This window comes from Chelativorans sp. J32, assembly GCF_000518985.1.
GTDB lineage: Bacteria > Pseudomonadota > Alphaproteobacteria > Rhizobiales > Rhizobiaceae > Chelativorans.
The window spans coordinates 36,062-60,276 of record NZ_JAEQ01000012.1 but is presented as its reverse complement, the minus strand read 5'-3'; the positions used below and the strand labels follow the sequence as shown (position 1 = coordinate 60,276).

Genomic DNA, 24,215 nt, shown 5'->3' with positions numbered 1-24,215 from the left:
CGCATCTTCCAACGAAACACAAATCTGAAAGCGCGGCAACGATTCTGGTTCCCTGAAAAACCTAGGCTGTTGAAACTCAACATAGCCTTAACCTAGGCGGTTGCCAGCGCTTAGGGAACAGGAAAATGTGACGGAAATGACGCAGCACCCACCATTTTCCCGGAAGGAGCTTGGACCCCGCCGGAAGTTCCCGAAGGATTTCAGGCGCTACGCCAGTTTCTTGTTCGTCAGGACGTGCGTTGGGCCTCGATCGCCTCACGCTCGCTTATCACCCTGTCCACCAGCCCGAAGGCCTGTGCTTCATCGGCTGTCATGAAATGATCGCGGTCGAGCGTCCGCTCGATCGTGTCATAATCCCGGCCGGTGTGTTTGACGTAAATCTCGTTCAGACGCCGCTTCAGTTTGATGATGTCCTGCGCGTGGCGCTCGATGTCGGAGGCTTGGCCCTGGAAACCGCCAGATGGCTGATGGACCATCACGCGCGCATTGGGCGTGGCGAAACGCATATCCTTGTGCCCTGCGCAGAGCAGCAGCGACCCCATGGAAGCTGCCTGCCCGATGCAGAGCGTCGAGACCGGCGGCTGAATGAACTGCATCGTGTCGTAGATCGCAAGTCCGCTCGTGACCACGCCGCCCGGCGAGTTGATGTAGAGCGCGATCTCCTTCTTCGGGTTTTCAGCCTCAAGGAAGAGAAGCTGCGCACAAACAAGCGTCGCCATGCCGTCTTCGATCGGCCCCGTGATGAAGATGATTCGCTCCTTCAAGAGCCGGGAGAAGATGTCATAGGCCCGTTCGCCGCGGTTCGTCTGCTCGACGACCATTGGCACCAGATTCATCGCGGTCTCGACGGGATTCTTCATGGGGGTTCCTTCGAAGCTTGGGGTCCATCACGCCAGATGACGGAATCTTGGAGTTTCCCCCTAGATAGGACGGGCACTCGGCCTTGTGCAAGGCCAGTCGACAACAGCGTGCATGCCATGGTCAGGTTTCAGGCGCCGCCACCCTTTCCAATCCTCTCCAGGGCGGGAAAACAGGTCGTGACCAGGCCTTCGGCTGGCCGTCTTCTCCCAGGGCGAGCCGGACCGGGCGCTGGCGACGCCCCGTCCAATTACTGCCCGCAGCAGAGATGAGAGGGAAGGCTCAGAGCATCATAGTTTCGCCAGAGCCTGCTCCAGATCCGCGATGATGTCTTCCACGTCCTCGATGCCGATTGAGAGCCGGACGACGTCCGGACCGGCACCCGCAGCAATCTTCTGCTCGTCGGAAAGCTGCCGGTGGGTGGTCGAGGCCGGGTGAATGATGAGCGACTTGGTGTCGCCGATATTGGCAAGGTGGGAAAAGAGTTCCACCCCTTCCACCACTTTCACGCCCGCGTCATAGCCGCCCTTGAGGCCGAAGGTGAAAACGGCCCCCGCCCCCTTGGGCGAGTATTTTTGCTGCAGCGCATGATTCGCATCCTCCGGCAAGCCGGGATAGGAGACCCAGGCGACGGCGGGGTGCTTCTGCAGCCATTCCGCGACCTTGAGCGCGTTGTCGCAATGGCGCTGCATGCGCAGCGGCAAGGTTTCGATCCCCGTGAGGATCTGGAACGCGTTGAAGGGCGATATGGAAGGCCCGAAATCGCGCAGCCCGAGCACGCGCGCGGCAATGGCGAAGGCAAAGTTGCCGAAGGTCTCGTGCAGCACCATTCCGCCATATTCCGGGCGAGGCTCCGACAGCATCGGGTAATTGCCGGATTTCGACCAGTCGAAGGTGCCGCAGTCCACGATGATGCCGCCCATCGAGTTGCCATGGCCGCCCATGAACTTGGTGAGCGAATGGATGACGATATCGGCGCCGTGCTCGATCGGCCGCACGAGGTAAGGCGAGGCCATCGTATTGTCGACGATGAAAGGCAGGCCGTGTTTTTTCGCGACTTCGGCGATCTTCGCCAGGTCGACAAATGTGCCGCCGGGATTGGCAAGGCTTTCCACGAAGATCGCGCGGGTGTTGCCGTCGATCTGCTCCTCGAAGGTGGACACGTTTTCCGGATCGGCCCAGCGCACCTCCCAACCAAAATTCTTGAAGGCATGACCGAACTGGTTGATCGAGCCGCCATAGAGCTTCCGCGCAGCGATGAAATTGTCGCCGGGCTGCATGATCGTGTGGAAGACGAGGAGCTGCGAGGCATGGCCCGACGCCGTCGCAAGAGCAGCCGTGCCGCCTTCGAGCGCAGCAACCCGCTCCTCCAGGACCGCCTGGGTCGGGTTCATGATGCGTGTGTAGATGTTGCCGAACGCCTTCAGGCCGAAAAGGGAGGCTGCGTGCTCCGCGTCGTTGAAGACGTAGGAGGTGGTCTGATAGATCGGTGTGGCGCGGGCGCCGGTGGCGGGATCGGGCTGGGCGCCTGCGTGGACGGCCAGCGTGTTGAAGCCCGGGGTGCGCTCGTTCATGATATTTCCTCCGTACGGCAACCAAATCCGCGCCATCAATACAGAGGCGCTCGCGCAAGGCAAAGAAGATTTGCCTGTTGAACGGCAGGAAAGAGAAATTTAACGCTCGCGGATGCCGAAGCTCTGAAATCCCTGCCGCAGCACGGGCTTTTTGGAGGAAATCACACGGCTGTTCACTCCGTTCCATGCGATCTCGCGCGAGAGCCGCCCATATTCGATCTTAGGGCAACGATTCATGACGACCTTGATGCCCTTTTCCTCCAGCCGGGCGGCTGAGGTATCGTCGCGGACAGTCAGCTGCATCCAGACGACTTTCGGCAGGGGATCCATGGCGAGGATCTGGTCCGTGACGCCGGGAACCGCGCTCGAAGCACGGAAAATATCGACCATGTCGACCGGCTCCGGCAGGTCAGCCAGCGAGGCATAGGTCATCGCCCCCGCGATCTGCTTGCCCGCCTGACCCGGGTTGATGGGGAAGACCTTGTAGCCCTTGTCGAGCAAATACTTTGTCACGAAAAAGCTCGGCCGCACGTCGTTTGCCGACGCGCCGACGATGGCAACGCTCCTGACGCTGTTGAGAATGTCGGCGATATAGGAATTTTCGTAGGAATCGTGGTTCATTCCGGAAGCGTGATATGCCCTTCTGCATCGATCGGAAAATCGGGATTGTGGGCCACTTCCCAAAGATTGCCTTCCGTATCCGCGAAATAGCCCTGTATGCCGCCCCAGAACGCGCGCTGAGCAGGCTTCAGCACGCGCCCGCCGGCCTTTTCGGCACGCTCCAGGATAAGACCGACCTCGGCCTTGGAACGCGTATTATAGGCGAGCGCAACCCCTGAAAATTCGGGGCGCTTTCGAGCTGCTTCCCGAAGATGGTCATCGGGAATGTCGGCCGCAAGCTCCTCACGCGGCCACAGGGCCAGGATCATCCCTCCCATCTGGAAAAAGGCGACCCCTTTGGTGAACTTCTTGTTCCGCTCAAGCCCCATGTCTTCATAGAAGCTGGCGGCGCGCTCCAGATCATCGACACCGAGCGTGACGATGGAAATCCGAGGCTCCATCATTCGCCCCTCCATTCCGGCGGCCGCTTTTCGATGAAAGCGCCGATCCCCTCTTCTGCGTCGCGCGCCATCATGTTCTCCACCATGACCCGCTGGGTGTATTCATAGGCTTCTGCCAGTCCCATTTCGGCTTGAGCATAGAAAGCTTCCTTGCCGATCTTGAGCGTCAAAGATGATTTCGATGCAATGGTTTCTGATAATTGCCTAACGGTTTGATTCAATTCTTCAGGCGCCACAACGCGATTGACGAGCCCGAAGGCGAACGCGGTCTCGGCGTCAATCATTTCGCCGGTAAGCAGCATTTCCATCGCATGCTTTCGGGAGATATTGCGGGAAAGCGCCACCATAGGTGTAGAGCAGAACAGTCCGATATTCACGCCCGGCGTTGCGAAACGCGCCCTGGTCGTTGCCAAGGCGAGGTCGCAGGAAGCGACGAGCTGGCAGCCGGCCGCAGTCGCGACGCCGTCCACCACGGCGATGACGGGCTTCGGATGGCGGACGATGGCCTGCATCAGATCCGCGCAGATCGCCATGGTACGGGCGAAGAACGCCCTGCCGCGGTCAGAATCGCCACGGTGCGCAGTCATCTCCTTGAGATCGTGTCCGGCGGAGAAAACCTTGCCCTCATGCGTCAGCACGACAACGCGGACGGCCTTGTCCTCGCGAGCGTCCTCAAGCGTTGCCTTGAGCGCTTCCATCGTCGCGAGGGAGAGCGCATTGGCGGGTGGGTTCCTGAGGGTCAAGGTAAGCACGCCGTGTTCGAGGCTGCTTGCCACCAGCGCTCCCGCTTCGCCCCGGGCAGGCGCGATCACATCACCCATGGCTCTTCTCCTCTTCGACACTGTCCTAACATAGGGCTGCTTGAAGATCAGCCGAGAAAAAGCCATCGTCGCCCCACTTCCCTCGCGGAACGGAGGCCCGAATGACCATTGCCGATCCCGCCGAATTGCGGCCGGTTATGACCGTGGACGAGGTCAACGCATTTCTGGACGACGCATACCCGCAATTGAACGAGGGGCTGCGGGCCTACCACGCCGTCGAAATACGGCCGGGCGGCTGCACGGTGCGGCTCGACGCGGCGGAACGCCACCTCAGGCCGGGAAATACGGTATCCGGACCCTCGCTCTTCACGCTCGCCGACATCGGCGGTTATGTCTGCGCCCTCTCCCATATCGGGCCCGAGGCATTCGCGGTCACCACCAACTTGAACATCAATTTCATGCGCAAGGCGGAAGCGGGCGCGGTGGATGGTCTCTGCCGCATCCTGAAGCTTGGGAAGAACCTGATGGTCTTCGACGTCGCCATCACCGGCGGGCTGTCGGGGGAGTTGATCGCCCACGCAACAGGGACTTATTCCCTACCGCCGCACCGAAAGTGATGCGGTATCATATTACCTATTTGCCAACATATTGATTTTAATTTATATTTTTGCACGAAGCATGTTTCGCTTCGCTTGACTTCGGAGGGCATCGCCCGTATAAGCGCGCGACCGTGGCATTCAGCCCGGCGCGAGGGTCTTCGGGCCATCGGCAAGCAACAAGAAAAGCCTTGCCTTCGGGGCAAGGTCCAACAGAAGCGGAAAGAATCATGAAAACCTTCTCGCAGAAGCCTGCGGAAGTGACGAAGAAGTGGGTGCTGATCGACGCCGAAGGTCTGGTCGTCGGCCGTCTCGCCACCATCGTCGCAACCCGCCTGCGCGGCAAGCACAAGCCCACCTATACGCCCCACGTGGATGATGGCGACAATGTCATCGTCGTTAATGCCGACAAGGTGGTCTTCACCGGCAAGAAGTACCAGGACAAGACCTACTACTGGCATACGGGCTATGCAGGCGGCATCAAGGAGCGCACGGCGCGCCAGATCCTCGAGGGCCGTTTCCCCGAGCGTGTGGTAGAGAAGGCTGTGGAGCGCATGATCCCGCGCGGGCCGCTCGGACGCCGCCAGATGAAGAACCTGCGTGTCTATGCAGGCAGCGAACATCCCCACGACGCACAGAATCCTGAGAAGCTGGATGTCGCGGCCCTGAACAAGAAGAATGCGAGAGGCTAGCCCCAATGGCTGAAATCAATTCCCTCCAGGAGCTGGGTGCGGCGACGCGCGAAGCAACGCAGCAGCCCGCCGCTCCGGTCCATGTGCAGAAGCTCGATGCTCACGGCCGCGCCTACGCCACCGGCAAGCGCAAGAACGCCATCGCCCGCGTTTGGGTGAAGCCTGGTTCCGGCAAGATCACGGTGAACGACAAGGAGTTCACCCAGTATTTCGCCCGGCCGGTTCTGCAGATGATCCTGCAGCAGCCCATCGAAGCGACGAACCGCAGCGGCCAGTACGATATCATCGCCACCGTCACCGGCGGCGGCCTCTCGGGCCAGGCCGGTGCCGTGCGCCACGGCATCTCCCGCGCGCTCACCTTCTACGAGCCGGAGCTTCGCGCTGTGCTCAAGAAGGGCGGCTTCCTCACCCGCGACGCTCGCGTGGTGGAGCGCAAGAAGTACGGCCGCGCGAAGGCCCGCCGCTCCTTCCAGTTCTCCAAGCGCTAAGCGCTTCCGATACGGGACGGGGAAAAGCGGGCCTTCTGGCCCGCTTTTTTGTTGCGCCTGAATATTATCGCCCATAGCGATATGCGGCCTTTTTGGAGGAAGACAGCGCCATGCCATCCAAAACCATCGACCACGCTTTCACCGCGCGGCAGATCACAGGCGCAGCCAGCGACCCCACCTATGCGGGCGCCCTTTCCTTCATGCGCCGGAAATTCACCAAGAACGTGAAGAGGGCGGATGCGGTGGTATGGGGCATTCCTTTCGACGCGGCGGTATCGAACCGTCCCGGCGCGCGCTTCGGGCCGCAGGCGATCCGCCGCGCCTCCGTGATCTTCGACAATGATCCGCAGTATCCCTTTCACCTCGACATCTTCGATACCCTGGCGGTGGTGGACTATGGCGACTGCCTGCTCGACTATGGCAGGCACGACAAGACGCCGGCCATGATCGAGCGAGAAGCCTCGAAAATCCTCCAGTCAGGGGCCTTCCTCGTCACGCTTGGGGGTGATCATTTCGTCACCTGGCCATTGCTGCGCGCGCACGCGGCCAAACATGGCCCCCTCGCCCTGGTCCAGTTCGACGCGCATCAGGACACGTGGCAGGATGACGGCAAGCGTATCGACCACGGCTCCTTCGTTGCGCGGGCAGTGCGCGACGGCGTAGTCGATCCCGCACGTTCCATTCAGGTCGGCATCCGCACCCATGCGCCGGAGGATTGCGGTCTCAAGATCGTCCACGGTTACGATTTGGAGGAGATTAGGGCGGCGGAGGTGGCCCGTATGATCGCAGAGCGCGTAGGCGACGCGCCGGTCTATATCACCTTCGATATCGACTGCCTGGACCCGGCTTTCGCGCCGGGCACCGGCACGCCTGTGGCAGGCGGCCCATCGACGGCAAAAATGCTTTCCATCCTTCGGCAGCTCGGCGGGCTCAACATCGTCGGCGCGGATGTCGTGGAGGTGTCGCCCCCCTACGATCATGCCGACGTCACAGCCATTGCTGGCGCTTCCATCGCCATGCACTATCTGGGGCTTCTGGCGGAGAAGCGACGGCCATAATCCTCATCCAATGATTCAATAAGCTTCCGGATTGATTCCGGAACCTTTCCTAACCACTTGAAAGCTGACTCTTTTATCAGGGCGCGACACATGACGGCAAAGATCTTCATCGACGGCGAACACGGCACCACCGGGCTTCAGATCCGCGCGCGCCTTGCGGAACGTCCTGATATTGAATTGCTCTCGATTCCAGTGGAGCGGCGCAAAGATCCGGCCGCACGGGCGGAGTTCCTGAACGCGGCCGATATTGCCATTCTCTGCCTGCCGGACGATGCGGCACGCGAAAGCGTCTCGCTCATCGAGAACAATACTACCCGCGTAATCGACGCTTCCACGGCCTATCGTGTCGCGGAAGGCTGGGCCTATGGCTTTCCCGAAATGGACCGTGAGCAGGCACGGGCAATCGCGCAGGCAAAGCGTGTCGCCAATCCCGGCTGTTGGCCCCAGGGGCCGATTGCCCTTCTTCGCCCCCTCGTTTCGGCCGGGCTTGTGCCGGCCGATTTCCCAGTCACCATCAATGGCATCTCCGGCTATTCCGGCGGCGGCCGCTCGATGATCGAGGATTATGAGGCCAAGGGCGAGGATGCGCCGGAATACCTGCCCTACGGGCTCACGCTCAATCACAAGCACCTGCCGGAACTGCGCGCGTATGCGAAACTTTCGCGCGATCCCCTGATGCAACCGGTGGTCGGTAACTTCGCGCAGGGCATGATCACGACGGTGCCGCTCCAGCTTGGCCATCTCCCTCGCGTGCCGAAGGGCAAAGAATTGCATGCTGCGATCGCGGATCACTTCGCCGGCATCGAAAACAGTGTCATCGAAGTTGCGCCGCTGCAGACGATCGAGCGCTCGCCGGAGATCGAACCCGAGCGCTACAACAACACCAACACGATGCGGCTCTATGTCTTTGCCAATGATGCGAGGGCGCAGGCGGTTCTCCTCGCCGTCTATGACAATCTCGGCAAAGGTGCCTCGGGGGCGGCTGTACAGAACCTCGATCTGATGCTTTCCGGGATGCGATGATTGAAGAGAGACGGACGGTCGCTCCGCCAGTATTTCCAGAATCCTGGGATATCCGCTCAGCACGATTGCTCGCCGACACACCGACCAGCCATGTGTGGGAGGTGACGCAAGGCAGCCACGGGCTTGCCATCGTCAAAGATTTCAAGCCGGCGGGGATCGAGGACGAGTTCCCCGGCATAGAAACGCTCGAATGGCGCGACGGTGACGCCGCGGTCCGGGTTCTAGGCCGGGATGGTCATCGCGTTCTCATGGAGCATGCAGGCGAGTACACGCTCCTCGATCATCTGAATATCCATGGCGACGATGCCGCAAGCGAAATCGCGGCCGAGGCCATCCTGCGGTTCCACGGCGATGTTCCCCGTCCGGCACCAGAAGGCCTGCAGCCTCTGCGCCAGCGCTTCAAGAGCCTGTTCGAAAAAGCGACGAGCGACCGGAAAAGCGGCATTCAAAGCATTTTCATGCACGCGGCGGAAACCGCCGAGCGGCTTCTGGCAAACCAGCGCAATATCAGGCCGCTCCATGCCGACCTGCATCACGAAAATCTTATCCGGAATGTGCGCGGCTGGCTGGTGATCGATCTGAAGGGGGTGATCGGCGATCCGCTCTTCGATACAGCGAACCTGTTCTACAATCCTCTCGACCGAATGGACCTTCGAGCGAGCCCGGCGCGTGCCTCTTCCCTGGCGCGGCTGCTTGAAAGCAGGCTCGGATGGGACCGGTGCGGGATCCTCGAATATGCCTTCGCCCACGCCTGCCTCTCGGCCTCATGGCATGTGGAGGATGGAAATCTGGACGAGGCGGAGAGAAGCCTGGCGGTCGCCCGGGCGGCGCAGGCAGTGCTCCAGCAGGAGTCTTGATCCGCCCCCCGTTTGTCCCGAGCTAGACGCTTTCCACTGGGTAAGGACCTCTTGCCGCGCGCCAGTGGGCCGTGGCGAAGCCGAGCACGACCAGGGCCACGCCCTGATGGAAGAGTGCCATGTCCAGCGGGACCACCATGAGAAGCGTAGCTATGCCCACCACCGCCTGCATGGCGACGAGCAGGAAGAGGAAGATGGCGCGGCGCGCATGGGTTGTAGCCGGCTCGGCGCGTAAGGTCGCGATCGCATGCCACAACGTCAGAAGCAGGACGATATAAGCGCCCAGCCGATGCGCGAATTGCACGGTTTTCGGGTTTTCGAAGAGATTGATCCAGGCCGGCGCATGGGTGAACAGGCCCGAGGGCACGAGCGCACCGTCCATGAGCGGCCAGGTATTATAGGCCATGCCGGCATTCAGGCCGGCAACCAGACCTCCAAGATAGATCTGGACGAGCACGGCAACCACCAGCCAGCCCGCAAAGCGGCGCGTCGAGTCGAGAGCCGGACCGCCGGTGTGCGGTGCAAGGCCTCTTGCCACCGCCGTGGTGGCGGCAAAGATGAGGCAGGCGATGGTGAGATGCGTGGCAAGCCGGTACTGGCTCACATCCACGCGCTCCGACAGGCCGGAAGCGACCATCCACCAACCAACCGCGCCCTGAAGGCCCCCAAGGGCCAGGATGCCCAGAAGCTTCGGCTTCAGCTGACGCTCCAGACGGCCCGTGACCCAGAAGAAGAGAAGCGGCAAGGCGAAGACGAAGCCTACCCCGCGGGCAAGGATCCGATGCGCCCACTCCCACCAGAAGATATACTTGAACTCCTCCAGGCTCATCCCCTCGTTGATGTGCTGGTATTGGGGAATTTGCTGATACTTCGCGAATTCCTCCGCCCATTCCGCATCGTTGAGCGGCGGGATGACGCCGTGGATCGGCTTCCATTCAGTGATGGAAAGCCCGGAGTCGGTAAGCCTGGTTGCGCCGCCTACGAGCACAAGCGCAAAAAGAACCACAAGGACGAAATAGAGCCAGACGCGCACCCATAGCCGATTGCGGCTTGCACTTTCGGTCGGGGTTGGGGAAACCTGATACTCAGTCGCGGCAACCATCTGCATGTCCAAGCGGTTCTGCTGCCATCCTTCAACACGCACGAAGGACGCCGTAGCTCATTGTGTCTCGCACTCGTGCTTTCTGAAAACCATTTCCGGTTTTCGCGCCGATGCGGTAGGTGGACCAAACCCGTCCTGCTTGCAAGTTTTCTACGCGCGACATGCGGTCGCCCTCGGTAAAAGCGAGCAATATGGGGCTGTCGAAGAGCACCCGATTGTTTTATGGACGGGCTAAAAGGTACTGCTATGCCAATAAGGCTGAAAAAACTGATCGGCACGTTTCTGCTCGTCCTGCTGGTCATCGTCTATGCGATCGTCTCGACAGCTTTCGCTGTGGCACAGCTTGCCGACAAAAGCGCGCTCGTTCACCTTGCTTTCTATCTTGTCACTGGGCTGCTCTGGGTCCTGCCGGCAATGCTTCTGGTGAAATGGATGGAAGGTAAGCCGAAACGTGCTGGCAATTAGCGCTTTCCGGCGCTGCCCCTCGACTTCCCTGTTCATCATTTGCTGGTCATTTGCTGACAGACTGGCTAAGCGACCGGATTTTCGGGGTGGGAGAATGGCGCGAGCCGAACGCCGAGAGGGAAAAGATGTACCTGGAGAGCCTGCCTTGGCTGGCTCGGCTGCTTATTCCATCCGCGTTCTGCCTGCGGACCGGCAGGCGCTGGAAGCCTACCAGTGCTTTTGTCGCGGTGCGATCTATGCCCCTCCGCAAAGCCCACTCTGGATAAGGGCATGGCTGGAGGACAGGGGCGCCGATGGCCTCATCGCCCTTCTCTCCTGCGATGGAGTGCCGGCCCTGGCGCTTGCCTTGGAAGCAGTAGAAATGGGCCCGCTTACATTTGCGCGCTTCGCCGGAGGGCGGCATGCGAATGGCAATTTCCCTGCGCTCCATCCTGACGGCATGGCGGAGAAGGCACATTGGGCGGCTGCGCTCCCTGCCCTGCTCTCGGCCATCCGGGCCGAGCGGCCGGATATCGACATTCTGGCCCTTGAGCGACAGCGGGATCGCATTCAGCAATATCCTAACCCCCTGCTCACCCTTCCATATCAAACGAGCCCCAACCTATCGCTAGCCGTCGACCTTTCGATGGGATTCGAAAAACTCCTCCGCGACGGCAGCGGCAAGCGGCGCCGCAGAAGGCGTCGCATCCAACTCAAGAGGCTGGAGGCTGCGGGCGGCTACCGTCGGTTCATCGCGACGACCCCGAGCGAGGTCGAGGAACTCCTCGACCTGTTTTTCTCGTTGAAGAGCAAGCGCCTGAACCGCATGGGCGTCCAGGATATTTTTGCGCCAGCTTGCGTTCGTGCGAGTTTCCGCCGGCTCTTCCTCACCGCCCTCGACGAGGCTGAGCCGCCCTTCTTCCTTCACGCGCTGGAGGCAGGCGGGAAGATCCGCGCCATCACTGGCTCAAGCAGGACGCAGGACAGCATCATCTGCGAGTTCAGCACCTTCGCAGATGACGAACTCGCCCATGCAAGCCCCGGGGAGTTCCTGTTTTACGAGAACATCGCGGAAACAGCCTCGGAAGGCCTGGCTTTTTATGATTTTGGTGTAGGAGACGACCCCTACAAGCGCCTGTGGTGCGACGTCGAAACAAAACATGCCGACGTCTTTATCGGCCTGACACGGGTGGGACGGCTTGCCGCCCATACCAGTTCCGCCCTCGCCGGGATCAAGCGCATGATCAAACAGAATCCGGCCATCGCCCGGCTCGCCCGGCGTGCGCGCCGCCTGGCGGCGAAAAGCTGAAAGGCTTTCGGATCGAGATCTTTGTGCCCTAGGCGGCATCCCGATCCGGTGGGGCCGCGGGCGGCAAGTAGCCAACGGGGGTGACAAGGATCGGCCTTCCGAGACCTTGATCCTTGATCTCCTTGGCAGCCTCTACGACGCTTTTTTCCTCGGGATCGAGGAAGCTCACGAGCACCTGCGCATCCTCATCCATAAGCGTCTGGACCACGCCGGCTTCCGCCGGCCCGCATTCCACCACCACGACGTCATATGCGATGGAAAGCGAGTTCATGATGATGGGCAACCGGTCAAACGCCCGCATAGCTTTTTCCGGGTCAGCCGTTCCAATCGGGATAACCTGGCAATTCGAATATAGGTCGCTGTGTATGACTTCGGCGAATTGCGCCTCGGAGGACAAGAGATTCGTAATGCCCGGATAAGAGCCGCTTTCGAGCATGGGTGTGGTCGCGGCTCCTGAAACCGTGAGGTCCAGCAGGATCACACGCAGGCCTGCATCGGCCACCTCACGCGCCACCAGCACAGCCGTGGCCGCGGCATCATCACCTTCGGGCGACACGAAGATGGCACGGGAAACACCTTTGGAAATGAGGGCTTCCGCCGCTCCCTCTATATCGAGTTCGCCAAGCTTGGTCAGCTTTTTGGAGGCCGTAGGAGCCATCTCCGCCCGCGGCGGCGAAACCACGACGGGGGAAGCGGTCGGCACCTCGGCAGCGGGCGGTGCTGCGGCCGCCCGAGCGGCCGGAGCCGGGTCGGGCACGGTCACCGTACCGCTGTCAGCTTCGACAAAGGATGTGGCAGGACGCATGGCACGGCCACTAAACAGCTCCCGTAGAAGGGTGAAGATCACCATCGCCAAAAGTCCCGCGGCGAAAGCAGCGAAGGTAAGCGGGAGGATCTTCGGGAAGTAAGGCTCCTGCGGAGCGATGGCGCGCGAAAACACTCGTGCATCGACGGGCAGATAATCCCGCTCGCCACGGGCTGCGGCCTCACGGTAACGTGTCAGATAGGATTCCAGAAGTTCACGTTGAGCCGTAGCCTCCCGCTCCAAGGCGCGGAGCTCGACCTGCTGTTCTCCGGCACGAGCGGATTCGGCCTTCAGCCTGTTCAGCTCGGATGTCAGTTCCGTCTCGCGGCGGCGTGCGGTCTCCGCCTCCGCCTCCAGCCCGTCCAGGACCTTGCGCGCCTCTGCTCGAATCTGGGCATCCAGATCGGCCAGCTGCGATTGCAGGGCGCGGATGCGCGGATGATTTCCCAATAGCGTGGTGGAGAGGTCGGCGATCTGCGCGCGCAGGTCGATTTCCCTTTCGCGGAGCCGCTGGATCAACGGCGAAGCGAGAACCTCCGGGACTGTGTCCAGTGAAGCGCCGCGCTCGATCGCCACGCGGACGCCCTCAGCCCTCGCTTCCGTTGCCGAGCGATCGGCCCGCACGCGCGAAAGCTCGCTGGAGAGTTCGGCCAGTTGCTGTGTGGCGAGAACGGTATTGTTCTGCCCAATCAAAAGATCGGATTTGGCGCGGAAATCCGCCACCTTTGCTTCAGCCTCTTTCACCTTCTCGCGCAGATCCGCGATCTCCGGCTCCAGCCAGCGCGTGGCGGCAGCGTTCGATTGGGATTCGGCAGCCTTCAGGCTTGCCACATAGGCGTCTGCGACCGCGTTCGGCACGCGGGCCGCCAGATCGGGATCGGAAGAGGAGTATTCGATGACGATGACGCGGGAATTTTCGACCTGATACACGGTCAGGTTCTCGCGGAATTTCGATAGCAGCCGCTGCTCTGGCGGTGTCTCGGCCCCGCTCTTGATGCCCACCGACATCAGCAAACGGTCAAGGAGCGAGGGTTGCGTGCCAGCGAATTCGCTATGGCTTGCAAGATCAAGCTCGCGCGCGACCTCCGTCAGAATATCGGTCGAGGTGATGACCTGCACCTGGCTCGCCACGCCCTGTTGATCGAGGATCGCACGCTCATCGGCACCGGCGCCTTGCGGCCGGGTGTAAACGGACTCGCGCGATTCGATCAGCACGCGCGTTTCGGCGCGATAGAGCGGTGTGGCAAGCGAAAGCAGGAGAAAAGCCACGGCTGCAACGATCAGTGCGACGATAAGAATGCGTGGCCAATCGCGGCGCAGACTTGAGAACAGCCGTTGCAGATCGACATCGACGTCGTCGGCCATTACCTCACCCCTCTTCATATGCGAAACTCCGAGCCGCAACGTGCTAATGGTAAATGCACATGGTAACCGCAAGGTTAAGCCGGGAGTAGTATTCGCTTAACCCGCCATTAACCCTAATGATCGGATAAGGAGGAAGTATGGAAGCTCGGTATTGAGCGAGCGTTGCTCGAATTTGGCCATTGCCCATGGAAAATCGCATTCCACTCCTGACGATGCTGCTCGCCGCTGGACTGTTGGCAGCCTGTACCGGCTACCGGCCGGCGCCCCCCGCCTTCCATAAGGCGCTCTATCAGCCCTATATCCTCGATGCCGGGGACCGCGTGCGCGTCACGGTCTTCGATCAGGACAACCTCTCCAATACCTACAGCGTCGATCAGGCGGGCTACATTTCGTTTCCGCTGGTCGGCTCCGTTCCGGCGCGCGGGCGCACGGTGATCCAGGTGCAGCAGGCAATTGCCGATAAGCTGCGTGCCGGCTTTCTCCGGGACCCCGACGTGACGGTAGAGATCGATCGCTACCGCCCGATCTTCATCATGGGCGAAGTCGGTGCACCGGGCCAGTATTCCTACGTGCCGGGCATGACGGTGCAGAAAGCGATCGCGGCCGCCGGCGGATTCTCCCCTCGGGCTTACCAAGGCACGGTCGACATCACCCGTGAAATCAACGGCCGTGTGATGACCGGCACGGTGCTCATCTCGGACCCGTTGCTTCCCGGCGATACCGTCTATATCAGAGAGCGGCTGTTCTGACCTTCACTCCAGCCACGACTTAAGCTCTTGCGCATCGTCCACTGCTTTCGTTCGCCGGTTGGCGGTATTTTCCGGCACGTGAGAGATCTCAGCGAGGCTCAGGTCGCCACCGGGCATGAGGTCGGGATCGTCTGCGATTCCACAACCGGCGGGGCCTATGAAGACCGGTTCTTCGCGGAGATTTCGGCGAAACTGCCGCTCGGGGTCTTCCGAACTCCCATGCAGAGGCATCTTGGCCCGGGCGACATAGCGGCTGCCCTTCGAACCCTGAAAATCATCCGGCAATTGAAGCCGGACGTCCTGCATGGCCATGGGGCGAAAGGCGGCGCTTATGCCCGTCTCTTCGGTACAGCACTCAGGGCTTCGGGGCGGAAGGTCGCCCGCATCTATTCTCCCCATGGCGGCAGCCTGCACTATGATGCAAAGAGCCCCGCGGGCCGCTTCTTCTTCGGCCTGGAGCGGCTGATGGGGCGCGTCACCGACCACCTCTTCTTCGTCTCCCTTTACGAACAGCGGGCTTATGAATGGAAGATCGGCAGAACCCGCGCGCAGTCGAGCCTGGTCTATAACGGGCTTAAGATCGCCGAGTTCACGCCGGTCATGGATGCTCCCGGTGCGGCGGACTTTCTCTATATCGGCATGATGCGCGACCTGAAGGGGCCGGATCTGTTTATCAACGCGCTGAAGGAAACCGAGAACAGAACAGGGCGGCACCTCAGGGCAGTGATGGTTGGGGATGGCGACGATCTGCCAAAATACATAGCTCAGGCCAAGGCGCTCGGATTTGCAGAGCGTATCGTCTTTTATCCCGCAATGCCTGCCCGCAAGGCCTTTGCGCTTGGTCGTACCATGGTCGTGCCGTCGCGCGCGGAAGCAATGCCTTATATCGTTCTGGAGGCACTTGCGGCCGGAAAGCCTCTGATCGCAACTGCCGTTGGCGGCATCCCCGAGATTTTCGGAGATAACTCCCCTGCCCTCGTCTGGCCGTCCGTCGCCGCGCTGTCGGAGAAGATGGTTGCGGTGCTTTCGGACGAAGCTGCTTATCGCGATCTCATGCCTAGTTCGCGCGAACTCAAGGGCCGCTTTGGCGCGGATGTCATGGCTGAGCACATCGATCGTGTCTATCGCGAGACGCTTGGGCTTTAATTTGCTAAAAAGCTTCAACTGCAGGGCGAATTCTCAAGGCTTTTTTTAGCCTCTTGATGCTAACGGCGGCATGAACCGGGGCTTGGGGGACATGAACAGCGCCGAACGCAAACATCGCTTCACCGACGTCAGCCGGCCGATCGAAGAGCCGCGCCGAAGGCGCCCACGCCCGGTGCTGAGTTCGATCGCGCGGCAGGTTGCACAGCAATATCGCCGCGACACCATGCCTCCCGTCATGGTGAGCGGCGTCATGCGGATTGTTGAATTCGGCATACTGCTGCTGGCGGGGCTGCAGATCTATGCCGGGCATGTGGGGCTCAACACCCATCTTTCCTGGCACTATCCCGTGATCATCATCGCCGTCTCGCTGGTGGCGGTCGTGCTGATGGAGTTTTCCGACTGCTACCAGATACCGGCGTTGCGCAATCCCGTTTCACAGCTGGGGCGCATAATTCTCATCTGGTCGGCGACCTTCGCGCTGCTGACGGTGGCGCTGTTCTTCCTGAAGATTTCGGAGGAATTTTCCCGGTTCTGGCTCGGGGTCTGGTACGCAAGCGGGCTCGGGCTCATGCTCGCCCTGCGCTTCGTCGCATCAAGGCTCATCCGTCGCTGGGCACGCAACGGGCGCATGGAAAGGCGTGCCGTGATCGTGGGCGGCGGAAAGAACGCCGAGCAACTCATCCGCTCGATCGAGCAGCAGCCCTATAACGACATCCGGATTTGCGGCATTTTCGACGATCGGGATGAGACCCGCTCTCCTCCCGTCGTGGCAGGTTATCCGAAGCTCGGCAATATCGATGAACTCATCGAGTTCGCACGCATCGCGCGCATCGACATGCTGATCGTATCCCTCCCGATCACGGCGGAAGCCCGCGTGCTTTCTCTCCTGCGCAAGCTCTGGGTGCTGCCCATCGACATCCGGCTTTCGGCCCATTCGACCCATCTGCGCTTCCGGCCGCGCGCTTATTCCTATATCGGCGCCGTGCCGATGCTCGACATTTTCGACAAGCCGATCAACGACTGGGATTCCGTTGCCAAAAGGGCGTTCGACATCGTCTTCAGCCTGATTGGAATTGTGGTCTTCTCGCCAATCATGCTGGCCACGGCGATCGCCATCAAGCTCGACAGCAAGGGTCCCGTTCTCTTCAAGCAGAAGCGCCATGGCTTCAACAATGAGGAGATCGAGGTCTATAAATTCCGCTCCATGTATGTGGAGCATACCGACCCGACCGCCCGAAAGCCGGTCACGAAGGGCGATCCACGCGTGACCCGGGTCGGCCGCTTCATACGCAAGACCTCGATTGACGAACTGCCGCAATTCTTCAACGCCTTGTTCGGCAGCCTGTCGCTGGTGGGACCGCGCCCCCATGCGGTGGCGGCAGAGGCCCATAACAGGCTCTTCGACGAAGTGGTGGATGGCTATTTCGCCCGGCACCGCGTGAAGCCCGGCGTGACCGGTTGGGCACAGATCAATGGCTGGCGCGGCGAACTCGATACGGAGGAAAAGATCCGCAAACGGATCGAGTATGACCTCTATTACATAGAGAACTGGTCACTTTGGTTCGATCTGAAGATCCTGTTCCTGACGCCCATTCGGCTGCTTGACACGAGAAACGCCTATTGAGCACGCTCGATCATAGGGAGGCAGCCGGCGCAACGCTTTCCCGCGCAGCTGTCAATCACAAGCTGATCGAGATCATCCGCGCCAGTGCTGTGGCCCTTGGCGTGTTCCTCTGCGGATTTGTCGTGCGGGAGCCCGCACCCTACGAGCTTTACATGGCGGGCCTCATCGGCCTGTGGGCATTGTTCGGCCTGAGGCTCTCCCGCCATGTAATGCCGCTTCTGGTGCTTCTTCTTCTCTTCAATCTTGGCGGGCTCATCGCTCTGAGCCAGATTCCCGACCCTGGTCTCCGCGATGCACCGCTCTATCTCGCCGTCTCCCTATTCTTGGCCTTCACCGCCGTTTTTTTCGCCTCGGTGGTAGAGCAGCAGCCTGGCTTGTTGCCCCTCATCTTCCGCGCCTGGCTCGCAGCAGCGGTGATAACCGCCTTCGTCGGCATTCTGGGCTATTTCAATGCCTTCCCCGGATCGGAGATGTTCACGCGCTATGGTCGCGCGGCCGGTGTCTTTGAGGATCCGAACGTGTTCGGGCCCTTTCTCACACTTCCCGGCATCTATCTTCTGCACCGCATCCTGACCGGCCAGTCTACATCGGCTCTGCTTGCGATACCCTTCTTCCTGGTGATCACCCTCGGCATCTTCCTATCCTTCTCGCGCGGCGCATGGGGATTGTTCCTGGTCTCAGCCGCCATGCTCACGCTGGCGCTTTTCATCCATAACCAGCGCGGAACGGTTCGATTGAGAATCCTCGGCATGAGCATCGCTGCTTTTGCCATCGCTGCAATTGCACTCATCATCGCGCTCAACATTCCGGCGGTTGCGGAGCTGTTTTCCCAGCGTGCGCAGCTCGTGCAGGATTACGACGCGAACCGGCTCGGGCGGTTCGCCCGCCATGCGATCGGCTTCATGCTGGCGACGGAAAGCCCGCTCGGCATCGGGCCGTTGCAATTCGGCGTTGTCTACGGCGTCGACACGCACAATATCTGGCTGAAGGCGCTTCTCGACTATTCGTGGCTTGGCTTTGCGGCCTTCCTGACGTTGATGATTTGGACGCTGGCGGGAGCGTTCCGGATCCTCTTCCGTGCCCGCCCGTGGCAACCTTATCTCCTTTGCGCCTTCGTCGTCTTTGTCGGTCACCTCCTGCTCGGATGGGTGATCGATACCGACCATTGGCGGCATTTCTATCTTTTGCTGGGCATAATCTGGGGGATTATGGCGCTGGAACAACGGCGCCAAGTCTAGGATAGCCAAGGAAGGAAAAATGGTCGGAGCGGCGGGATTCGAACCCACGACCCCTTGACCCCCAGTCAAGTGCGCTACCGGGCTGCGCTACGCTCCGAACCGCGTGAACCCATATATAGTCAACGCTCCGCACGCAAGGATTAAAATGGGTCGACCAACAAAAGGCAGGTGCCCGTGTGCCGCTGCCACGGGGACGGAGCTTCGCCTCCCTCACAAGGCCGAAGCCAGCGGACCAGAAACCTCCATCGAACCGCGATAGATCATCTCCAAAGCCACATAAAGAATGATCAGAAGCCCCACATAGGCGATCCAGCGATAACGATCGAGCAGGCGCGCGATCAGCGAGGCCGCCAGTCCCATGAGCGCTACGGAAAGAGCCAAGCCTACGATCAGGACCGAAGGATGCTCGCGCGCAGCACCGGCCACAGCGAGAACATTGTCAAGCGACATAGATACATCCGCAACGACGATCTGAGTCGCCGCCTGGGCAAAGGTCTTGCGCGGCACCCCTTCCCCGGGGTTGCCTGCCTTTCCTTCGGCAGGTTCCGCCTGAGGCACGTGGGTGTGTGAGGAGCGAAGTTCCCGCCACATCCGCCAGCACACCCACAGAAGCAGGAAGCCGCCGACGAGGACGAGCCCGACGATCTGTAGGAGCTCAACGGCGATTGTCGCAAAGATGATCCGAAGGACGGTTGCGGCGAGAATTCCGACCAGGATCGCCTTTGTTCTCTGCGAGGGGGCCAGTCCGTTTGCAGCGAGACCTATGACGACTGCATTGTCGCCCGCGAGCACAAGGTCAATCACGATGACCTGCAGCAGCGCCGCGAGGCCAGCTCCCGTAAAGATATCCATCTGCGCCCCACGCTTGCAGCTGAAAGCAGAGTGAGGGTTTCTTAACTGCCGTTGTCCGGCTTGTCGATGACAGAATCAAGATAACAATGCCGCGATCTGCCCTCCTCCTCTGCGCCCGGCGAAACCATTTTCCCTTCAATGCGTTTCCCCACGGGGCCTTTGGAGGGCATCGATGGCGCCACGTCCTTACTGGAAGGGTTATCTAAAGCTTTCGCTCGTCACCTGCGCCGTGTCGCTGACGCCCGCCACGAGCGACCGCGAGAAGATCCGCTTCCATACGATCAACCGTGAAACAGGAAACCGGGTTCGCAGCCGGTATGTCGATGCGGAAACCGGAAAACCGGTCTCCGACGAAGATGAAGTGCGTGGCTATGAAACCGAGGAAGGCAAATATATCACCTTCGAGGACGAGGAACTCGAGGCCGTCGGCCTGGAGAGCACTCGCACCATCGATATCGACGAGTTCGTGCCAGCCGATTCGATAGACTGGGTCTGGTTCGACAAGCCTTATTACCTGATGCCGGACGACGAAGTCGCCCAGGAAGCCTTCGCCGTGATTCGCGAGGCGATGGCGGCCACCAACACAGTCGGCATCTCCCGCCTGGTCCTCTCGCGCAGGGAGCGCGCCGTTCTTCTTCAGCCGCGCGGCAAAGGCATCGTGCTTTGGACGCTTCGTTACGGTGACGAGGTTCGCGACCCGAAGGACGTTTTCGGCAGTCTCGAAGACAAAAAAGTGGAATCGCGTCTGGTATCCCTCATCGAGACCCTGATCGAGGACCTGACCCAGCCCTGGAATCCCGACATGGTGCGCGATCCCGTCCAGGATCGGCTCAAGGAGATCATCGAAAGCAAACAGAAGAAGAGGAAGAAGACCGCCCCGCGCAAGAAGAAGGAGGAGGAACCTGAGCCCGCGAATAATGTGGTCAGCATTATGGATGCGCTCAAACGCTCGATTGCCGAGGAAAAGAAGAGGAGCGGCTGAAGAGCGCGCTATGCAGCGCGGCGAACCTTCTTTCCAAGAGGGGCGGCGGCCCGCCAAAAATCGGCCCAGGGATCTGTCGTAAGTGCCGCGATGCGCGTCGGCGCATTGGCGACGGTGAAATAATCGGCTGTAATGGCCGGGTTCAATTCTTCCCAACTGAGCGGCATGGATACCGCCGCGCCGGTTCTGGCACGGGTCGAATACGGCGCCACGGCCGTCGCGCCCCTGCCGTTGCGCAGGTAGTCGATCAGGATCTTTCCCTTGCGCTTGGCCTTGGTCACGGTGGCGACGAAGCGCTCGGGCGCGTCCGAAGCCATGGCATCGGCGATTCCCTTGGCGAAGGCCTTTACCTCCGCCCAGTCCGCGCGGGGCTTAAGAGGGGCTACCACATGCAATCCCTTACCGCCGGACGTCTTCACAAAGCTTTCAAGACCCGCATGCACCAGCCTTTCCCGCACTTCTTTTGCCGCCTCGATCACCTCCTCCCAGGCGACCCCCGGTCCGGGATCGAGGTCCATATTGATCAGATCAGGCCGCTCCAGGTCGCCCAGGCGCGAGCCCCAGGGGTGGATTTCAAGCGTGCCACCCTGAACCAGGCCAATGAGGCCGGGAAAATCGTCGATGGCGATGACGGGCTCGTCATCCTCCGGATCGACCGCCTTGAGGATCTCCTGCGACTGGCCACGCCAGGCATGCTTCTGAAAGAAGCACTGGCCGCTTATGCCATCCGGGCAGCGAACAAGCGCGAGCGGACGATTGACGATGAAAGGTCCCATGCGCGGCCAGACCTCGGCGTAATACTCGGCAAGTCCCTGCTTGGTGACGCCCGCCTCCGGCCAATAGACCCGATCGGGATGTGTCAGCTTGAAACTGGGGGCCGGGCGCTCGGTTGGTTTGGCGCCGTCCGTCTCGCGAACTACCTGTTTCGGATCCTTGTCATCCCTGAGCCCCTGGAATGAGGCATGACGGATCAGATTGTCCGCTGTCCAGGTGCGGAACTGAACTTCCGCGAGCAGTTCCGGCCGCACGAATTTCACGCCGCGAGCTTCTTCCGCGGTCAGCTTCTTGGCAAAGGGGCTTTTTGGAATCCGCATCTTGTCAAGGCGCTTGAACAGGTCCTGCGCAAGCGCGTGACTAAACCCGGTGCCCACACGGCCTGCGTGCACCAATCGGCCCCCGTCATAATAACCGAGCACCAGGGAGCCGATCGCCCGGTCAAAAGTGCTCGACGGAACGAATCCGGCAATGACAAATTCCTGCCCTTTCGAGCATTTGGTCTTGATCCAGTCCTTGCTGCGGCCGGATCGGTAAGGCGCATCCCCGACTTTCGATATGATGCCCTCCAGGCTCAGGCGGCAGGCATGATCGAATACGAGTTTCCCGTCTTCCTCGAAATGCTCGCTATAGCGCAGGACAGACGGTCCGCCGTCCAGGAGCTTCTGCAGAATGGCTTTCCGTTCGATCAGCGGCACGGGGCGAAAATCCTGGCCATCCAGATAGAGAAGATCAAAAAGGTAGAATACCATCCCCTCGGTACGGCCTTCTGACAGCGCTGCTTGGAGCGCAGAGAAGTCCGAAGCCCCGCCGGCTCCTTCCACGATCAGTTCGCCATCCATAATCGCCTGCTTGATCGGGAGACCGCGCAGGGCTCCCGCGATCGCGCCGCCGAACTTTTCGGTCCAATCCAGACCGCCGCGCGTGAAGAGCTGCACTTTGCCGTCGCGGATATGCGCCTGAAGGCGATAGCCGTCGAACTTGATCTCATGCAGCCAGCGCGCGCCAGGGGGAGGCTTGCTGCGGAGCGTGGCAAGCTCAGGCTCGATAAAGCCGGGATAACCAGCCTTCTTCGCCTGCTTCGGTACCGGAAGCGTTCCCCCGGACTTCTTTTCCCGGGAGCCCGCTGTCTTGGTCTTGCTCTTCGCCTCTGGCTCATCCACCGCTTCAGGCCTGTCTATTCGTCCCGTCTTGGAGGACCAGCCCGGCGCCTCGCCCTCGACCTCCTCAATCATCCTCCCCGTTTTCACAGACTCAGGATGCTCCTCCAGGATGTCCGGATCGCTTTCCTCGCGGGCGAAGTCGTCCTCGCCTTTGATCAAGAGCCAGTTTTCCTTTTTCTCGCGCGGCTTCTTCCCCATGCGAACAAGGTGCCAGCGCCCGTGAAGCTTCTCGCCATGCAACTCGAATTCCAGATGGCCCTTGGCCAAGCCTCTTTTGGGGTCTCCAAGCGGCGACCACGTTCCGCGGTCCCACACGATCACGGTGCCGCCGCCATATTCCCCCTTGGGAATGGTTCCTTCGAAATCGCCGTAGTCGAGCGGGTGGTCTTCCACATGCACGGCAAGCCGCTTCTCGCCCGGAACGAGGCTTGGGCCGCGTGTCACCGCCCAGCTTTTCAGCACTCCGTCCATCTCAAGGCGGAGGTCGTAATGCAGGCGGCGCGCGGCATGCTTCTGGATTACAAAACTGTTGCCGCCGGGCGAACTCTTCTCCTCGCCCTTGGGCTCCGGAGTGGCTGCGAAGTTGCGCTTCTTACGATAAGTGGAGAGGGCCATCAGCCAGCCTTGCGGCGCTCGCCGGACGCGGTCTTCTTGCGCGTGCCAGCGCGCGCCTTCTTCGGGGCCTTATCCGCGCCGGCTCCTGCGCTTCTGCGCAGCGCGTCGAGCAGATTGACCACCTTGGTCTCCTTGGGCGGCTTCGGCGGTTTGATTTCGCGGCCTTCCATCTTGGCCCGCACCAGCTCAGCCAAGGCCTGATCATAGCGATCGTCGAAGGTATGGGGATCGAACTCGCCGCTCTTGGTCTTTATGATGTATTTGGCGAGGTCGAGCATCTCGCCCTCGATCTTGATGTCGGGCAGATCGTCGAACACCTCGGAGGCAGGACGCACCTCATAGTCGAAATTGAGCGTACTGGCCACGAGCCCCGGTCCCTCCGGCCGCAGCACAAGCGTGCGCACGCGGCGGAACAGCACGGCACGGGCGAGCGCAGCGACCTTTTTGCGCCGCATACCTTCCCTGATCACCGCGAAGGAATCCGTCGCGACGGCGCCGGAAGGGGCGAGGTAGTAGGGGCGGTCAAAATAGACGGCATCGACCGAATCAAGCGGGACGAAAGCATCGATCCTGATCGTCTTGTCGCTTTCGGGAACTGTCTCGGCGATCTCCTCCGGTTCGAGGATGATGTACTGATGGTCTCCCGTCTCGTAACCCTTGACCTGCTGATCGGGCTCGACCGGCTCTTCCGTTTCCTCGTCAAAATACTGCCGGTGCACCCGGTGCCCCGTCTTCCGGTTCAGGATGTGGAACGACACCCGGCTCGACGTGGTAGCGCCGGCATAAAGCCCCACGGGCAAGGCCAACTCGGAGATTTTGAGAAACCCTTTCCAGGAAGCACGCGTCGCCAACTCACTCTCCCTTGGTGAAGACAACCAAACGCTGCCGCCATAGCGATGGTTCCGACAGCGCCACCTCTCCTTCTGGATGACGCTAACTCCGGGCTTAACAATATTGTCTTATATCACTCAATGTTTATTGCATTAATTTTTATGCAGAATGCGCCCTATGCATCACGGTTTCTTCCTCTTTTAAATATTTTTGAAGCAGAATACGTCGGAAACGTTCGATCAAAATCT

General features: G+C 60.6%; 23 protein-coding genes and 1 tRNA gene. 13 read left to right on the top strand and 11 right to left on the bottom strand.

All coding sequences use genetic code 11. The features are described from left to right. Positions 1-227: 227 nt before the first annotated feature. The 5 genes from CHEJ32_RS0115620 to CHEJ32_RS0115595 all read right to left on the bottom strand — a co-directional run bounded on the left by CHEJ32_RS0115620 (position 228) and on the right by CHEJ32_RS0115595 (position 4,314). Positions 228-860: an ATP-dependent Clp protease proteolytic subunit gene (locus tag CHEJ32_RS0115620; RefSeq protein ID WP_028034630.1), complete on the bottom strand. Its 633-nt coding sequence runs from the start codon at positions 858-860 to the stop codon at positions 228-230. Between the two features lie 288 nt (positions 861-1,148). Further along, on the bottom strand, positions 1,149-2,432 hold the full coding sequence (locus tag CHEJ32_RS0115615; RefSeq protein WP_028034629.1) for an O-acetylhomoserine aminocarboxypropyltransferase: 1,284 nt from the start codon (positions 2,430-2,432) through the stop codon (positions 1,149-1,151). A 99-nt stretch (positions 2,433-2,531) separates the two neighbouring features. Then, positions 2,532-3,053, bottom strand: a complete 522-nt coding sequence (locus CHEJ32_RS0115605; protein WP_028034628.1) for a CoA-binding protein — start codon at positions 3,051-3,053, stop codon at positions 2,532-2,534. Further along, positions 3,050-3,493, bottom strand: a complete 444-nt coding sequence (locus CHEJ32_RS0115600; protein ID WP_028034627.1) for a VOC family protein — start codon at positions 3,491-3,493, stop codon at positions 3,050-3,052. The genes CHEJ32_RS0115605 and CHEJ32_RS0115600 overlap by 4 nt, the downstream gene beginning before the upstream one ends. After that, positions 3,493-4,314, bottom strand: a complete 822-nt coding sequence (locus CHEJ32_RS0115595; protein ID WP_028034626.1) for an enoyl-CoA hydratase — start codon at positions 4,312-4,314, stop codon at positions 3,493-3,495. Before CHEJ32_RS0115595 ends, CHEJ32_RS0115600 begins: the two co-directional genes overlap by 1 nt. Before the next feature lie 101 nt (positions 4,315-4,415). Here CHEJ32_RS0115595 and CHEJ32_RS0115590 point away from each other — a divergent pair, with 101 nt between their 5' ends. The 6 genes from CHEJ32_RS0115590 to CHEJ32_RS0115565 all read left to right on the top strand — a co-directional run bounded on the left by CHEJ32_RS0115590 (position 4,416) and on the right by CHEJ32_RS0115565 (position 8,968). Next, positions 4,416-4,871 (top strand): PaaI family thioesterase, encoded by a 456-nt coding sequence (locus CHEJ32_RS0115590; RefSeq protein WP_028034625.1) that lies wholly within the window; start codon positions 4,416-4,418, stop codon positions 4,869-4,871. 209 nt (positions 4,872-5,080) lie between these two features. Further along, on the top strand, positions 5,081-5,542 hold the full coding sequence (rplM, locus tag CHEJ32_RS0115585) for a 50S ribosomal protein L13 (RefSeq protein WP_028034624.1): 462 nt from the start codon (positions 5,081-5,083) through the stop codon (positions 5,540-5,542). Positions 5,543-5,547: 5 nt separating this feature from the next. Further along, positions 5,548-6,030 (top strand): 30S ribosomal protein S9, encoded by a 483-nt coding sequence (rpsI, locus tag CHEJ32_RS0115580; RefSeq protein ID WP_034658594.1) that lies wholly within the window; start codon positions 5,548-5,550, stop codon positions 6,028-6,030. A 110-nt stretch (positions 6,031-6,140) separates the two neighbouring features. Further along, positions 6,141-7,088 carry an agmatinase gene (gene speB / locus CHEJ32_RS0115575; RefSeq protein WP_028034622.1) on the top strand — a complete coding sequence of 316 codons (948 nt, stop codon included), beginning with the start codon at positions 6,141-6,143 and terminating at the stop codon, positions 7,086-7,088. A gap of 90 nt (positions 7,089-7,178) precedes the next feature. Next, on the top strand, positions 7,179-8,111 hold the full coding sequence (argC, locus tag CHEJ32_RS0115570; RefSeq protein WP_028034621.1) for an N-acetyl-gamma-glutamyl-phosphate reductase: 933 nt from the start codon (positions 7,179-7,181) through the stop codon (positions 8,109-8,111). Continuing rightward, complete coding sequence (locus tag CHEJ32_RS0115565; protein WP_028034620.1) at positions 8,108-8,968, top strand: aminoglycoside phosphotransferase family protein; 861 nt, start codon at positions 8,108-8,110, stop codon at positions 8,966-8,968. The genes argC and CHEJ32_RS0115565 overlap by 4 nt, the downstream gene beginning before the upstream one ends. A 22-nt stretch (positions 8,969-8,990) precedes the next feature. Here CHEJ32_RS0115565 and CHEJ32_RS0115560 read toward each other — a convergent pair whose 3' ends face one another. Beyond that, positions 8,991-10,070 (bottom strand): COX15/CtaA family protein, encoded by a 1,080-nt coding sequence (locus tag CHEJ32_RS0115560; RefSeq protein ID WP_028034619.1) that lies wholly within the window; start codon positions 10,068-10,070, stop codon positions 8,991-8,993. A 246-nt stretch (positions 10,071-10,316) separates the two neighbouring features. Here CHEJ32_RS0115560 and CHEJ32_RS0115555 point away from each other — a divergent pair, with 246 nt between their 5' ends. Together CHEJ32_RS0115555 and CHEJ32_RS24985 are read left to right on the top strand one after the other, a co-directional pair. Beyond that, entirely contained in the window at positions 10,317-10,535 is a 219-nt protein-coding gene (locus CHEJ32_RS0115555) for a DUF2842 domain-containing protein (RefSeq protein WP_028034618.1), read from the top strand. A gap of 145 nt (positions 10,536-10,680) precedes the next feature. After that, positions 10,681-11,823: a GNAT family N-acetyltransferase gene (locus CHEJ32_RS24985; protein WP_051469702.1), complete on the top strand. Its 1,143-nt coding sequence runs from the start codon at positions 10,681-10,683 to the stop codon at positions 11,821-11,823. Positions 11,824-11,851: 28 nt separating this feature from the next. Here CHEJ32_RS24985 and CHEJ32_RS0115545 read toward each other — a convergent pair whose 3' ends face one another. Continuing rightward, positions 11,852-14,011, bottom strand: coding sequence for an exopolysaccharide transport family protein (locus CHEJ32_RS0115545; RefSeq protein ID WP_028034617.1), 2,160 nt, complete (start codon positions 14,009-14,011; stop codon positions 11,852-11,854). A 167-nt stretch (positions 14,012-14,178) separates the two neighbouring features. Between CHEJ32_RS0115545 and CHEJ32_RS0115540 the strand changes: the two genes are divergently transcribed. The 4 genes from CHEJ32_RS0115540 (at position 14,179) to CHEJ32_RS0115525 (ending at position 18,750) form a co-directional block, all read left to right on the top strand. Further along, on the top strand, positions 14,179-14,742 hold the full coding sequence (locus tag CHEJ32_RS0115540) for a polysaccharide biosynthesis/export family protein (RefSeq protein ID WP_028034616.1): 564 nt from the start codon (positions 14,179-14,181) through the stop codon (positions 14,740-14,742). A 27-nt stretch (positions 14,743-14,769) separates the two neighbouring features. Then, positions 14,770-15,888, top strand: coding sequence for a glycosyltransferase family 4 protein (locus CHEJ32_RS0115535; RefSeq protein ID WP_028034615.1), 1,119 nt, complete (start codon positions 14,770-14,772; stop codon positions 15,886-15,888). Between the two features lie 91 nt (positions 15,889-15,979). Continuing rightward, complete coding sequence (locus CHEJ32_RS0115530) at positions 15,980-17,512, top strand: undecaprenyl-phosphate glucose phosphotransferase (RefSeq protein ID WP_028034614.1); 1,533 nt, start codon at positions 15,980-15,982, stop codon at positions 17,510-17,512. Next, the gene (locus CHEJ32_RS0115525; protein WP_028034613.1) at positions 17,509-18,750 is read left to right on the top strand and encodes an O-antigen ligase; all 1,242 of its coding nucleotides are present in this window, start codon (positions 17,509-17,511) and stop codon (positions 18,748-18,750) included. The genes CHEJ32_RS0115530 and CHEJ32_RS0115525 overlap by 4 nt, the downstream gene beginning before the upstream one ends. Before the next feature lie 20 nt (positions 18,751-18,770). Here the strand turns inward: CHEJ32_RS0115525 and CHEJ32_RS0115520 are convergent. Both CHEJ32_RS0115520 and CHEJ32_RS0115515 read right to left on the bottom strand, forming a co-directional pair. After that, a tRNA-Pro gene (locus CHEJ32_RS0115520) sits at positions 18,771-18,847 on the bottom strand. A gap of 113 nt (positions 18,848-18,960) precedes the next feature. Beyond that, positions 18,961-19,602 (bottom strand): TerC family protein, encoded by a 642-nt coding sequence (locus CHEJ32_RS0115515; protein ID WP_028034612.1) that lies wholly within the window; start codon positions 19,600-19,602, stop codon positions 18,961-18,963. A gap of 172 nt (positions 19,603-19,774) precedes the next feature. Between CHEJ32_RS0115515 and CHEJ32_RS0115505 the strand changes: the two genes are divergently transcribed. Further along, positions 19,775-20,584 carry a Ku protein gene (locus CHEJ32_RS0115505; RefSeq protein WP_028034611.1) on the top strand — a complete coding sequence of 270 codons (810 nt, stop codon included), beginning with the start codon at positions 19,775-19,777 and terminating at the stop codon, positions 20,582-20,584. A gap of 8 nt (positions 20,585-20,592) precedes the next feature. On the opposite strand, the gene ligD is transcribed toward CHEJ32_RS0115505, so the two are convergent. Both ligD and CHEJ32_RS0115495 read right to left on the bottom strand, forming a co-directional pair. After that, entirely contained in the window at positions 20,593-23,136 is a 2,544-nt protein-coding gene (gene ligD / locus CHEJ32_RS0115500; RefSeq protein WP_034658593.1) for a DNA ligase D, read from the bottom strand. Further along, a complete protein-coding gene (locus CHEJ32_RS0115495; RefSeq protein WP_028034609.1) occupies positions 23,136-23,987 on the bottom strand; it encodes a Ku protein in 852 nt (283 codons plus the stop codon). The genes ligD and CHEJ32_RS0115495 overlap by 1 nt, the downstream gene beginning before the upstream one ends. Positions 23,988-24,215: the final 228 nt, after the last annotated feature.